The 13476-nt window shown below is 69.9% G+C and carries 12 protein-coding genes; 7 read left to right on the top strand and 5 right to left on the bottom strand.

From position 1 onward, the window contains the following. The first annotated feature begins 43 nt into the window (after positions 1-43). Positions 44-673 (top strand): IclR family transcriptional regulator domain-containing protein, encoded by a 630-nt coding sequence (locus LV79_RS04295; protein ID WP_253835777.1) that lies wholly within the window; start codon positions 44-46, stop codon positions 671-673. A gap of 48 nt (positions 674-721) precedes the next feature. On the opposite strand, the gene LV79_RS04290 is transcribed toward LV79_RS04295, so the two are convergent. Beyond that, complete coding sequence (locus tag LV79_RS04290) at positions 722-1309, bottom strand: TMEM165/GDT1 family protein (protein WP_253835775.1); 588 nt, start codon at positions 1307-1309, stop codon at positions 722-724. Positions 1310-1638: 329 nt separating this feature from the next. Between LV79_RS04290 and LV79_RS04285 the strand changes: the two genes are divergently transcribed. From LV79_RS04285 to LV79_RS04270, 4 genes are read left to right on the top strand one after another with little or no spacing between them, the layout of a single operon-like run. Further along, positions 1639-3117 carry a cytochrome ubiquinol oxidase subunit I gene (locus tag LV79_RS04285; protein WP_253832257.1) on the top strand — a complete coding sequence of 493 codons (1479 nt, stop codon included), beginning with the start codon at positions 1639-1641 and terminating at the stop codon, positions 3115-3117. Between the two features lie 9 nt (positions 3118-3126). Further along, positions 3127-4134, top strand: a complete 1008-nt coding sequence (gene cydB / locus LV79_RS04280) for a cytochrome d ubiquinol oxidase subunit II (protein WP_253832255.1) — start codon at positions 3127-3129, stop codon at positions 4132-4134. Next, the gene (gene cydC, locus LV79_RS04275; protein WP_253832253.1) at positions 4131-7271 is read left to right on the top strand and encodes a thiol reductant ABC exporter subunit CydC; all 3141 of its coding nucleotides are present in this window, start codon (positions 4131-4133) and stop codon (positions 7269-7271) included. The genes cydB and cydC overlap by 4 nt, the downstream gene beginning before the upstream one ends. Positions 7272-7284: 13 nt before the next feature. Next, a complete protein-coding gene (locus LV79_RS04270) occupies positions 7285-8409 on the top strand; it encodes a GAF domain-containing sensor histidine kinase (protein ID WP_253832251.1) in 1125 nt (374 codons plus the stop codon). A gap of 1 nt (position 8410) precedes the next feature. Here LV79_RS04270 and LV79_RS04265 read toward each other — a convergent pair whose 3' ends face one another. The 4 genes from LV79_RS04265 to LV79_RS04250 all read right to left on the bottom strand — a co-directional run bounded on the left by LV79_RS04265 (position 8411) and on the right by LV79_RS04250 (position 11797). Further along, positions 8411-9409 carry an acyltransferase family protein gene (locus LV79_RS04265; RefSeq protein ID WP_253832248.1) on the bottom strand — a complete coding sequence of 333 codons (999 nt, stop codon included), beginning with the start codon at positions 9407-9409 and terminating at the stop codon, positions 8411-8413. Between the two features lie 85 nt (positions 9410-9494). Then, positions 9495-10115 (bottom strand): response regulator, encoded by a 621-nt coding sequence (locus LV79_RS04260; protein ID WP_285469869.1) that lies wholly within the window; start codon positions 10113-10115, stop codon positions 9495-9497. A 7-nt stretch (positions 10116-10122) separates the two neighbouring features. Next, positions 10123-11052, bottom strand: a complete 930-nt coding sequence (coaA, locus tag LV79_RS04255; RefSeq protein ID WP_253832244.1) for a type I pantothenate kinase — start codon at positions 11050-11052, stop codon at positions 10123-10125. Between the two features lie 127 nt (positions 11053-11179). Next, complete coding sequence (locus tag LV79_RS04250) at positions 11180-11797, bottom strand: macro domain-containing protein (RefSeq protein WP_253832242.1); 618 nt, start codon at positions 11795-11797, stop codon at positions 11180-11182. Positions 11798-11893: 96 nt separating this feature from the next. Between LV79_RS04250 and pheA the strand changes: the two genes are divergently transcribed. Further along, a complete protein-coding gene (gene pheA, locus LV79_RS04245; RefSeq protein ID WP_253832240.1) occupies positions 11894-12811 on the top strand; it encodes a prephenate dehydratase in 918 nt (305 codons plus the stop codon). Between the two features lie 2 nt (positions 12812-12813). Next, a complete protein-coding gene (locus LV79_RS04240) occupies positions 12814-13416 on the top strand; it encodes a histidine phosphatase family protein (RefSeq protein WP_253835773.1) in 603 nt (200 codons plus the stop codon). Positions 13417-13476: the final 60 nt, after the last annotated feature.

Here is a 13476-nt window from a genome sequence, read left to right as displayed (position 1 = left end):
TGGCATACGGTCGACGGGTCCGGTCACCCGCCAAGCGGTCCCGGTGGCCAAGGAGAGTTCGCTGACCCTCGACCGCGGCCTGGCCCTCTTGCAGGCGGTGGCCGACTCCGACACCGAGGCGCCGACGATAAGCGACCTCGCCGCGTCGATCGGGGCCAGCCGCGCGGCCGTGTACCGGCTGCTGGTGCCGTTGCAGTCGCGCGGACTGGTCCGGCGTGAGGGGTCCAAGGTCCGCCTCGGGCTGGGCTTACTCCAGCTCGCCGCGAAGGTCGCTCCGCAGTTGCGGGTGGCGGCTCTACCGGCGTTGCGTGAGCTTGCCGAGACCGTTGGCGCTACCGCGCACCTCACCGTCGCGGATGGCGATGAGGCGCAGGCGGTCGCGGTCGTCGAGCCCTCTTGGACGACCTACCACGTCGCGTACCGCGTCGGGACCCGTCACCCGCTGCACAAGGGCGCGGCCGGCAAGGCCATCACGATGCGCCCGGGTGACACCGGCTGGCTTGGCTCGGTCGGTGAGCTGCAGCCCGGCGCGTACGGGATTGCGGCGCCGGTGCGCGGCGTCGTTGACCTGCGCGCGAGCGTTGGTGTGGTCACCTTCGAGCCGCTGGACGGCGCTGTCGTCGGCCCGAAGGTGGTCGCGGCCGCCGCGATCATCGCCGAGTCGCTGCGCTAGCCGCTGCCACAGCTACGACCCGCGCCGGGTCGTAGCTGTGGACACGGCCTAGCCGAAGATCGCCTCGTAGGTGGCGAACAGCGCGAAGCCCGCGAACACCACGCCCGCGACCCGCTGGATCAGGTGCGGCTTGATCTTCGCGGCGATCTTGCGGCCCACCAGCACCGCGATCCCCGCGACCAGCACCAGCGCGACCCAGGCGCCCAGTCCGACCCAGACCGGCTCGGCGTAGCGCGCCGACAGCCCGGCCGTGGCGATCTGCGACGCGTCGCCCCACTCGGCGGCGAACAGCACCCCGAACGAGGTCAGCGCGGCTCGCCAGAACGACACCGACGGCGCGGCCTCCTCGGCGTCGGCGACCTCGTCGTCCTGCTTCGCGAACCCCTCCCTGAGCAGGAGGAACGCGCCGAGCGCGAACAGCACGGCCACCACGGCGGCGACGACCTGGTCCGGGAGCAGCGTCAGCACCCCGCCGAACGCGGCCGCGATGACGCACTGCACCGCGAACGCCGCGCTCACCCCGATGAACACTGGGAGCGCGCGGTAGCGAGTGGTCAGGATGAGGGTTGCCACCAGCGTCTTGTCCGGTAGCTCGACAGCGAGCACCAGCGCGAAAGCACTGGCGAACGCGATCAGGGCACTTCCCACAGTGAGTCCTCTACGTCCGGGCCCGGACGGAGGAAGGCGAGCTCTCTCCGACCGGGCATGGTCCTACCCGGCCGGAGGTCTCGTTCGCCCGCGTGACCGCGGGTGAGGCACCGGACCCGATCACTCGAGTCAGTATGTCGATGTCCTCGCCGGACCGCAGAGCGCACGGTCGCGGGAACTACTCCCCTCTGGCCCATCAAGCCTAGCTGTCGCAGGCAGGGCTAAGGACGTGTGCCCGCTCACGGGGGACCTACGTCCCGGTGAAACGGGACCCGGGAACCTGTTGACCGAGCCTGCCGAGGGCGACTCTGTTCATCGTGGACGTTCTGGAGTTGGCGCGGTGGCAGTTCGGCATCACGACCGTCTACCACTTCCTCATGGTGCCGCTGACGATCGGGCTCGCGGTGCTGGTCGCCGGGATGCAGACGGCGTGGGTGCGCACGGGCGACGTGAAGTACCTGCGGATGACCAAGTTCTGGGGCAAGCTGCTGCTGGTCAACTTCGCCATGGGCGTGGTGACCGGGATCGTGCAGGAGTTCCAGTTCGGCATGGCCTGGAGCGAGTACTCCCGGTTTGTCGGCGACGTGTTCGGCGCCCCGCTGGCGATGGAGGGCCTGGTCGCGTTCTTCGTCGAGTCGACCTTCCTGGGGTTGTGGATCTTCGGCTGGGACCGGTTGCCCCAGCGGGTGCACCTGGCCTGCGCGTGGGCGTTCAGCCTGGCGTCGACGGCGTCGGCGTACTTCATCCTGGCGGCGAACTCGTGGATGCAGCACCCCGTTGGCGTCGAGATGGTCGACGGCAAGCCCCAGTTGGTGTCGATCTGGGCCGTGTTGACCAACAACACCGCCCTGGCCGCCATCCCCCACACGGTGATCGGCTGCTTCGCGGTGGCAGGCGCTTTTCTCGTGGGGATCGGTGGATGGCACCTCTGGCGCAAGCGCGACGAGGACGGTCCCGTGTGGCGGGCGTCGGTGAAGCTCGGCGGCTGGGTGGGTGTCGTGGCGTTCGCCGGGTTGGCGATCACCGGCGACATCCAGGGCAAGCTGATGTTCGAGCAGCAGCCGATGAAGATGGCCGCCGCCGAGGCGCTGTGCCACACCGAGCAACCGGCCGCGTTCTCGGTCTTCGCGATCGGCGACGTGACCAGGCCGGACTGCGAGAACGTCAAGTCGGTCACGGTGCCCGCGCTGCTGTCGTTCCTGGCGCACAACGACTTCAGCAGCGAGGTGCGCGGCATCGAGGACCTGGTGGTCGAGTACCAGCAGCGCTACGGCACCAACTACCCGGTGGACGACCGGCTGGGTGAGTTGTCCGGCAAGCCGATCGACTACGTGCCCAACCTCCCGGTGACCTACTGGGGCTTCCGGTTCATGATCGGCTTCGGCGCGCTGGCCGCGCTGGCCGCCGCCGGGGTGCTGTGGGTGACCCGACGTGGGCGGGTGCCGACGGGGAAGTGGTTCCCGATCGCCGTGCTCTGCGGTATCGCCACCCCGTTCCTGGCCAACAGCTTCGGCTGGATCTTCACCGAGATGGGTCGCCAGCCGTTCGTGGTGGTGCCCAACCCGTCCGGTGTGGACGGGGTGTGGATGTTCACCGCGCGCGGGGTGTCGGGGCTGACCACCGGCGAGCTGTGGACGTCGCTGATCGCGCTGACCCTGGTCTACGGGGCGCTGGCGGTGGTCGAGGTGTTCCTCATCGCCCGCTACGTCCGCGCGGGGGTCGCGGGCGTCATCCCGCCGGAACCGGTCGACGAACCGGACGACAAGTCGGGCGACCAGCTCGCCTTCGCCTACTAGGAGTCCACTGTGGAACTCGCGGACGTCTGGTTCTGCGTGATCGCCGTGCTCTGGCTCGGCTACCTCTTCCTGGAGGGATTCGACTTCGGCGTCGGCATGCTCATGCCGGTGCTGGCCAGGGACAACACCGAGCGCCGGGTCCTCATCAACACCATCGGCCCGGTCTGGGACGGCAACGAGGTGTGGCTACTCGTCGCCGGTGGCGCTACCTTCGCCGCCTTCCCAGGTTGGTACGCCTCGCTCTTCAGCGGTACCTACCTACCACTGGTCCTGTTCCTGGTCGCTCTTATCGGGCGCGGCGTCGCGTTCGAGTACCGGGGCAAGGTAGACAGCGATCGGTGGCGGCGCGCGTGGGATCGGATCATCGTCGGTGGGTCGCTTGTCGCGGCCGTCGGCGTCGGGCTCTTGTTGGCTACGACGGTGTTTGGACTACCGCTCGACGCTAACGGCAACCGGGTGGGTGGACCGTTCGCGGCCATCACCGCCGAGTCGCTGTTGGGGGCGGTGGCGGTGGTCGGGTTCGCTCTGGTCCACGGCGCGGTGTTCATCGCGCTCAAGACCGACGGCGACATCCGCCACCGGGCCCGCGCCTTCGCGAGCCGGGTGGGGCCGTGGGCGCTGTTGCCGCTGGCCGGGCTGCTCGTGCTGGTGCAGCTGTCGTGGGGCGAGTGGTGGACGTGGGTGGCGGTGGCAGTTGTGGTGATCGCTGCGGCGGTGGCGTTCGAACGGCTCTCGGCAGGGCGGGAGGGCCAGGCGTTCGCGGCGCTCGCTGCTGCTGTGGTCGCTACCGTCGTGGCCTTGTTCGGTGCGCTCTACCCGAACGTTCTCCCGTCCACTCTGGATTCCGCGTACTCGCTGACTGTCGCGGACACGGCCTCTAGCCCCTACACCCTGAAGGTCATGAGCTGGGTGGCGCTGTTCGGTACGCCTGCCGTGCTCGTCTACCAGGGTTGGACTTACTGGGTCTTCCGCAAGCGGGTCAGCGCCGCGCACATCCCGCCGGTGCACGTCCCATGACTTCTCCCGGACAGCCTCGACCCGCCAGTCGGTCCGGGAGAGGCCCGCTCGGCGCGCTACCGGGTTTGTCCCGGTCAGCGCGCCGGGCGCTGGCCTTGGCCGGTGGTCTCGCCGTGGTCAACGCGGCTGTTCTCGTGGTGCAGGCCTGGGCGTTGGCGGCGGTTCTTACCTCGTACTCGTCGCGGACGTTGGCTGTCCTGGCTGGCGCTGTCGTCGCACGCTCGCTGTTGGGGTGGGCGACACAGGTGGTCTCAACGCGCGCAGCGGCAGGGGCCAAAGAAGAACTTCGGGCACTCACCTTGGACCGCGCGTTGGCTCTAGGGCCGGAGTGGGTTGCCAAGCGCGGTGTGGGGGAGTTGACGTCTCTAGCGACTAGAGGGCTCGACGCGCTGGATGCCTACTTCGGTGTGTACCTACCGGCGCTCGTTACCGCTGCCGTGGTACCGCTGGCGGTAGGCGCATCGATCCTGTTCGTCGACTGGCCCTCCGCCGTGGTGGTTGCGCTGACAGTCCCGCTGATCCCGCTGTTCGCGATAGTCATCGGCCGCTACACCGAGGATCGGGTGGGACCGGCAGCCGCGGCGACTGAGCGGTTGTCGGGCAACCTGCTGGAGTTGGTGCGCGCCCTGCCTGTCCTCACCGCGTTCCGCCGTGCTTCGGCGCAGGCAGAGGCCGTGCGGAAGGTGTCGGACGCCCATCGGCGCGGCACACTCGGGGTGCTGCGCGTGGCGTTCATGTCCGCGTTCGCCTTGGAGTTGGTGGCGACGCTATCGGTGGCTCTTGTAGCGGTCGTCATCGGTGTGCGGCTCGTGGCCGGTGATCTCACCTTGGCCGTGGGCCTGTTTGTGCTGATCGTGGTCCCTGAGTGCTATCTGCCGCTGCGGGCCGCTGGCGCTGCCCATCACGCCAGCGAGGACGGCCTAGAGGCCATCCGGCGGGTCGCGGAGATCCCGGAGGTCGCGGCTGGCGGGGGTCGCGCGGTCAGCGGGTTCAGCGAGCTGCGCATCGACGGTCTGCGCGTCCGGCGTCGTGATGGCTACGCGCCTGATGGGTTGTCGCTGGTCGTGCGGCCGGGCGAGATAGTCCGGCTCGACTCGGCCAGCGGCACCGGCAAGTCGACAGCGTTCGCGGCCCTGCTCGGGTTCGTCCCGTTCGAAGGCGCCATCACAGTCGACGGCACTCCCCTGGTCGATATCGATATGTCGATATGGCGGCAAATCGTCACGTGGGTGCCGCAACGGCCGGAGTTCGCCGAGTCCCTGGTCTCCGCCGAGGTCGACGACGTGGACCTCGCCGCCGATCTCGGGATTGTTCACCTGTTGGATCGTAGGATCGTTGAACTGTCGGCGGGGGAGCGGCAGCGCGTCGCCCTCCTGCGCGCCCTGTCCCGCCCGGGGACCCGCCTGCTGCTGCTCGACGAACCCACCGCCCACCTGGACCCGGCGACGGCGGCCACCGTCATGGCGGCCATCGAACGCGCCGCTGACCAGGGCATCGCCGTCATCATGGCCACCCACCGGGCGGTCACGGCCGCTGATGCCGCACTCGCCGCCCAACCGCGTGTGGACGTCGCCGACGAGGTGGCGGCAGGCCCCGGCCCGCTCCGCGGCTTGATCAACCACCGCATGCTCGGCGGTGCCGCGCTGGGGTCGGCGGCACTCGTCAGCGGGGTCCTGCTCGCCGCGCTGTCGGCCTGGTTGATCGCCAAGGCCGCCCAGCAGCCGCCGATCCTCACCCTCTCCATCGCCGTCGTCGGTGTCCGCGCCTTCGGCCTGGCCCGCGCCGCGCTCCGCTACACCGAGCGCCTCGCCGTCCACGACGCGGTGTTCCGGACCGCGACCGACCTGCGGGTCCGCCTCTGGAACGCCCTCGTCCGCATCGGACCGGCGCGTGCCCTCGGCCTGCGCTCAGGTGAGGGCCTGCGCCGGTTCGTCGACGACGTGGACACCGTTCGCGATCTGACACCTCGCGTCCTGGTCCCGCCCTTGGTAGCGCTAGGCGCCTGCGTTGCCGCTATAGCCGTGCAGACCGCGATCCTTCCGACAGCCGGTCTCGCGCTAGCGATCGCGGTAGTCCTAGCGGGTTTCGGTGCACCTCTCGTGTCTCTTGTCGCGGAGCGCCGCGCCACCGCCGCGCTGTCCGAAGGTCGGCGCACGGTCGCAGCTGGTGTGCTGAATCTGTTCACCTGCGCGCCCGACCTCATCGCCTTCGGTAGGCATACCCAGCACCGGGCAGCCCTGGCGTCCGCTGACGCTGCCCTCGTTGCCCGCGCCAAGAGGCAGGCGTTCGGCGCTGGAGCCGGGCAGGCGTTGATCACGCTGCTCCTCGGCGCCGCCACCGTCGTGAGCACCTACCTGGCCGTCGGCATCGACCCGGTCCTGATCCCGATCGTCGCGCTCGTCCCTCTCGCGCTCGCTGAGGTCCTCGCGATCCTCCCGCCAGCCGTGACCCACCTGCCTGCGTTGCGCGCCGCCTACGCCCGGATCAGCGCCCTGGAAGCGGCTCCCGCTGCCCCGGCCGAGCAGTGGACCAGTGGCGAGGGTGTCCACCTGGAGAACGTGACGGCTCGGTGGCCAGGTGCGTCGCGGCCGGTGCTGAACGGGTTCGACCTGCGTCTAGCGCCGGGCACCCACGCCGCCGTCGTCGGTCCTTCCGGCGCTGGCAAGTCGACTCTGGCCGCGCTGCTGCTCGGTTTCATCAACCCCGAGACCGGCAGCCTCACCCGGCCACCCACCGTGGCCTGGTGCCCGCAGGACCCGATGCTCGTCTCCACCAGCGTCCGGGAGAACCTCAAGCTCGCTGCCCCACACGCGACTGACGCCGAGCTAGAGGCTGCGTTGGCTAAGGCAGGGCTACCGGGCTTCGACCTGGACGCCACTGCCACGACCACATCGGGCGGAGAGGCCCAACGGATTGCCCTAGCCCGCGCGCTCTTGGCCAACGCTGACTTGATCGTGCTTGACGAGCCGACCGCCCACCTGGACGTCCCGACGGCCGACCGCGTCCTCGCGACCCTCCACGAAGCGTTGGCGGGCAAGACCGTCCTCCACATCACCCACCGCCCGGCGGAAGCCGAACGCGCGGATGTCGTTGTGGACATGGGCGTCGTGGACCGGCGGGCGTTGGTGGGGGCTTAGCCTGATGGTGCCCATGGACCCCACACTCGCCGCGCGGACTCTTACCGCCTCCACCGAGATCGCCACGGCAGCGCTATCCGGCCAAGACCCGGACACGGTGCTGGATCTCGTGGTGCGCGCGGCTGCTGAGTTGGCGGAAGCGGATCTAGGGCTGGTCATGGCCGGTAGTGATGACGGCTCGCTGACCGTTGAGGCTGCCTTCGGCGCCCGCGCCACCAACCCCGTCGGCCTGGTCTTGTCCGCGCGGTCATCGGCAGCGCGAGTCGCACGAGGCGGCGTGCCGATCGTGGCCGACGACGTGACCACGGACCCACGCACAGCCCCTTACGTCCCACGCGAACTCACCGCCTACGGCCCGTTTGCCGCCGCGCCCTTCGGCACGCGCGAGTCCCGCTTAGGCGCACTCACTGTCTATCGCCGGCGCGGGCGCAAGCCGTTCACCAGTGGCACGGTCGAGGTGCTGACCGCGTTCGCCGCACAAGCTGGCTTGGTCCTAGTGCTCGCCGAGGGCCGCAACGCTCACGAGCGCGTCGGCCTCTATGAAGAACGCGAACGCATCGCCCGCGACCTGCACGACGTGATCATCCAGCGCCTCTACGGGGCCGGGATGCAGCTCGACCTGCTGGCCAGGCGCCCCGCCCGCAAGCTCGCCAAGCCTGACGCCACCCGCCTCGGCGACGCTGTCGAGCAGCTCGACGCCGCCATCGCCGACGTGCGTTCCGTGGTCCGCGCGCTGCGCAACCCGGACCCGATCGTGCCCACCGACCTCGCCGAGTCGGTCCGCGCCGAGGTCGCCACCGCCCGCGAGTTGCTCGGCTTCGAGCCCAGTTTCGAGCTGACCGGCGACCTCACCGACATCCCGGGGTCGTTGGCCGACCACCTCCGCGCCGCGCTGCGGGAGTCGCTCTCCAACGTCGTCCGCCACGCGGGCGCTCTACGCGTAGCGGTCCACCTCGTCAGGACCCCCGACTCGCTGCGGCTCACCGTGGCCGACGACGGTTGCGGCATCCCGCAGGGTGTCACTCACCGGGGGCTGCGGAATCTCCACGACCGGGCGCACCAGATCAACGGCCGCTGCGATGTCCGTTCATCGCCGCGCAGTGGCACGACGGTCACCTGGGAAGCCCCGCTCGCCTAGGTCAGGCGGCAGCGGCCATCGACGGCTGGGTGGGCTCGTGATCCGCCGTCGGCGGCGCTTGGCGCTTGGCCAGCAAACGCTTGCCGAAGGCCGTCACCGGCTTCTCGACCCAGCGGTGGACCAGGTCGGCCAGGCAGAGGCTGACGACGAGCACGGTCGCGACCGTCACCAGGGAGTCCTGCTTGAGCGGCGGCGCCACCAGGACCACCACGAAGTGCGTGGGCAGCAACAGCAGGTACATCGCGTAGGCGCGCCGCCCCACGAACCGGAACGCCGAGAACACGTGGTGCACCGGCCCGGACGACACCAGGCAGATGACCAGCAGGGACGCGCCGATCCCCACACCCAGGTGCCACCGCGACAGCCCGATGCACAGCAGCCCGACCGGGACTACCGCCCACGGGTGGGTCAACGGCCGCACTAGGGCGAACGTGCGCGGGTAGTGCAAGACGAACGCGACCACCGAGCCGAGCAGCAGCAAGACGTAGGACACGGCCATCCCGCTGAACGGCACCAACGCCACCGCGGGCACCAGGGCCAACGGCGCGAAGCGGCCCAGAGCGACCACCGCCAGCGGCCACACCAGGTAGAACTTGGCCTCGATCCCGACGATCCACGAGGTGCCGAACAGCGGATCCGCGCCCGCGAACTCGTTGTTGAACGTCAGGTAGTACATCAACAGCCGGGGCATCTCCCGGATCTGGAACTCACCGCGCAGGTACGCGAACGCGGCCACACCCAGCAAGATGGCCAGGTAGAGCGGCACCAGCCGGAAGAACCGACGCGCGTAGAACTCCTTGAGCGGCTCTGGCCGCAAGAGCAGCCGCGTGACCAGGAACCCGGTCAGCACGAAGAAGACCGACACCCCCACCCACTCGTCCAGCCAGTTGAACCGGGAGCTGGCGTAGAGGGCGAACGCGACGAGGACCACCGCGACCGCCCGCAGGCCGTCCAGTGCCGGGAAGTAGCGGGCTCCCCGGTAGTCGTCGTGGTCGAGCATGGTGTCTCCCCCAAGCGGGTCGCGGTCCGAGGAGTCTACGAAACGCCGGAAGGGGCGAGCACAGAGTCCTTCGACCGTGGGCGCGTCACCGCCTGCGGGCGAACCACGCCACGGCCTGTGTCCGCCGGGCCATCCCGAGCTTGGCCAGGACGGAGGTCACGTGGTTCTTGACCGTCTTCTCCGCCAGGAACAGCCGCTCGGCGATCTCGCGGTTCGACATCCCGTCCCCGACCAGGGCGAGCACCTCGCGCTCGCGCTCGGTGAGGCCCGCGAGCTCGTCGGTCTCCGCGCTGCGCCGCACCCGGTCGAGCACCCGGGCCGTCGTCACCGGATCGAGCAGCGAGTGCCCGGCCGCGACCTCGCGCACCGCGGTCACCAGGTCCTGGCCCCTGACCTGCTTCAACAGGTAGCCCGACGCCCCCGCCATGATCGCTTCAACCAGGGCGGCCTCGTCGTCGAACGCGGTCAGCACCAGGCACGCCGGTGCCGGGTCCAGCGCCCGCAGCGACCGGCACAGCGACACCCCGTCCCCGTCGGGCAGCCGCATGTCGACCACGGCGACGTCCACCGGCCGCGCCGCTACCAGCGCTAGAGCCTCGCCGACGCCTCCGGCCTGGGCGACGACCTCTATGCCGTCCTCGCCGTCGAGCAGATCGCGCAGCCCGCGTCGGACCACCTCATGGTCGTCGACGAGCAGCACCCTGATCACGGCTCTAGAGCTTACGGAGTCGGACTCGGCTGATCCGGTGGTTCGCGCCCTTGCGCAGCACGAGCGTCGCGCGTGGCCGGGTCGGGAGGATGTTGTGCGCGAGGTTCGGCTCGTTGATCTGCTTCCACAACCGGGTCGCCTCGGCCACGGCTTCCTGGTCGGTGAGGCTCGCGTAGTGGTGGAAGTGCGACGCCGGGTCGGAGAAGGCGGTGTGCCGCAGCGCCAGGAACCGGTCGATGTACCAGCGCTCGATGTCGTCGGAGTGCGCGTCGACGTAGATGGAGAAGTCGAACAGGTCGGACACGGCGAGCCGGGCGGCGGGCTGCAGCACGTTCAGGCCCTCGACGATCAGGATGTCCGGCTTGCGCACAACCTGCTCCTTGCCGGGCAGGATGTCGTAGGCCAGGTGCGAGTACACCGGCGCCCGCACCTCGTCGGCGCCCGACTTCACCTCGGACACAAACCGCAGCAACGCCCGCCGGTCGTAGCTCTCCGGGAAGCCCTTGCGGCTCATCAGGTTCCGCCGGTCCAGCTCCGCGCGGGGGAACAGGAAGCCGTCGGTGGTCACCAGGTCGACGTGCGGGTGGTCCGGCCAGCGGGCCAGCAGCAGCCGCAGCAGCCGGGCGGTGGTCGACTTGCCGACCGCGACGCTGCCAGCGATGCCGATCACGAACGGCACCTTCGCCGGGCTGTCCTCACCGAGGAACTCGACGGTGGTGTTGTAGAGCCGCTGCCTGGCGGCGACCTGCAGCGAGATCAGCCGCGACAGCGGCAGGTAGACGTCGACCACCTCGTCCAGGTCGACCGGGTCACCCAACCCGCGCAGCTCGACCAGCTCGTCGAGGTTCAGCGGCAGGGGCGTCGACTCCCGCAGCTCGCGCCACTGCTCGCGGCGCAGCTCCACGTACGGGCTCAGCTCACGGACCCGCGCCATCTCGGGCTCCCTCGCGCCGGAATGGGTGTACGGGAGCCAACGTAGGTGCTGGGGCCTGGTTCGCGCTGTGACCGAATGCACCGATCGGGGGACAACGGGTGTGGCGCACATGACGTCGCCGCGAACATCAGGTTCGTGCCACACTGCCCGGCTCGAACACCGCGTCCCACGCGGCCGCGACCTGCCGAGCGCACACCTGGGGCGGCACCCCGCCGATACCGGTGCCCAACCCCGGCATCGCGATGGTCTTCACCGTCCCCCGCACGGGCGCGCCGTCGTCGAGCACACCTTCCCGCCAGAGCCGGAACACCGCTTTCGCGGCTAGGTACGGGTGGACGGTCTCGGGCGCGAGAGCCTGCGCGGGCTCCTTCATCGTCGGCGCCGTGATGAGCCACGCGGGCCGCGTCGCACCCGTGGGCACGATCAGCGCCTCGCCGATCGGTAGCTCCCCACCGTGGTACGCCAAGACAGCGCTACGAACCTGCTGCTCGATGGCGGGGAAGTGCGCCGCGTAGACAGCGTCCACGCCACCGCGCATCCAGCCGTAAGAGTTCGCAGGCGACACCACCGCGTCCGCGTGTACGTCGAGGACCGATCCACGGTGGACACGGATGTGCGGTCGCCCTTCGGCGGCCGTTTCCCATGCTGACGCCAGCGATTCACCCACCGCGCATAGGACGAGTTCGAGGGGGCTGGAACCGCGGCGGGACGCCGCCACCACGCCGGTCTTCGAATCCGCGGTCACCGTTCCAGCATGGCATCCGGGGGACACCGGCGGTAACCGCCGTTTGGCAACCGCCACATAGCCATCCGGCGGTTGGGCCTGCGTACTGTGGGCCGCGTGCCGACAACCGCGTACTTCGGACCCAAGGGGACCTTCACCGAACAGGCCGCCAGGGCGCTCGCCCCCGACGCCGAGTTCCTGCCCATGCCCACGATCCCGGAGGCGGTCGGCGCGGTGCGCTCCGGGCTCGCGGAGCTGGCGTGCGTGCCGATCGAGAACTCGGTGGAGGGCGCGGTCTCCGCGGCCATGGACACCCTCGCCGCCGACGCCCCGCCGGTTGTCGCCCTCGCCGAGTACCTGCTCCCGATCCGGTTCTCGATCCTCGTGCGCCCCGGCCTGAAGGCGGCCGACGTCCGGTCGATCGCCAGCCACCCGCACGCGCTGGCCCAGGTCGAGCGCTGGATCCAGGAGACGATGCCGGACGCGGCCCGCAGGCCTGCTTCGTCCACCGCCGGTGCCGCCGTCGGCGTGCAGTCCGGTGAGTTCGACGCGGCCGTCACGGCACCGGTCGCCGCGCACCACTACTCGCTCGACGTGCTGGCCACCGACGTCGCCGACGAGCGCGACGCGATCACCAGGTTCCTACTGCTGGCCCGCCCGGAGCGGCTGCCCGCGCCGACCGGTGCCGATCGGACGTCGGTGATCGTGGTCCTGTCCCACCAGCCGGGGGAACTGGCCGCGGTGCTCAACGAGTTCGCCAGCCGCGGCATCAACCTGACCCGCATCGAGTCCCGCCCGCTGCGCAACCGCTTCGGCGAGTACCGCTTCTATCTGGACTTCGACGGGCACATCTCCGAGCCGCGCGTTGCCGACGCTCTTGGTGCGCTCCGCCGCCGTAGTCAAAGGGTCCTGTTCCTGGGCTCTTACCCCAAGGCGGAGGGCAATCCGACGGAGGTCGACGCTCCCCACCGCGCTATCGACTACGAGAAGTCCACGCGATGGGTGGGTGCCCTCTTGCGCGGGGAGCAGCCGTGAGCGTGCGGTTGATGCTCGCGCGCCACGGTGAGACGCCCTCTAATCTCCGCCACGCGCTCGACTCCCGTCCGCCCGGTCCGTCTCTTACCGAGATGGGCCACCGTCAGGCGTTGGCACTAGCTGAGCGTCTAGCGGAAGACGAAGTCGTAGCCGTCTATGCCAGTGTCGCCGTGCGCGCGCAGGAGACAGCGGCCCCGGTCGCGAAGCAGCACGGCCTGGCCGTCGAGGTTGTCGAAGGCCTGCACGAATTACAGGTCGGCGATCTGGAAGGCCGCTCGGACGAGCACGCCCTCCGCAGCTTCGGCGAGGTGTACCTGAGGTGGACCCAGGGCGATCTCGCGGCGGCCATGCCCGGTGGCGAGAGCGGCGAGCAGATCCGCGACCGCTACCTCTCCACGATCGAGCGAATTCGCGACGCGCACCCCAGCGGTCTCGTCGTGGTCGTCAGCCACGGCGGGATCATCCGCCTCGGCGCGGAATGGCTGGCCGACAACGTCGGCGCCCGGTTGACCAACGCCCGGCTCCTGCCCAACACCGGACATGTGCTGCTTGAACCGCGCACCACCGGATGGCACTGTCTGGAGTGGACCGGGGTCGACCTGTAGCGCGGTCGCGTCAAGTGGGGGAAGGTCCGGTTGACGAAAATCGCGGCGAGTTGTCGGTGG

The sequence above is a fragment of the Actinokineospora globicatena genome, assembly GCF_024171945.1.
GTDB lineage: Bacteria > Actinomycetota > Actinomycetes > Mycobacteriales > Pseudonocardiaceae > Actinokineospora > Actinokineospora globicatena.
Note: the sequence above shows the minus strand (reverse complement) of the source record. Positions and strands in the feature narration are given on the sequence as shown.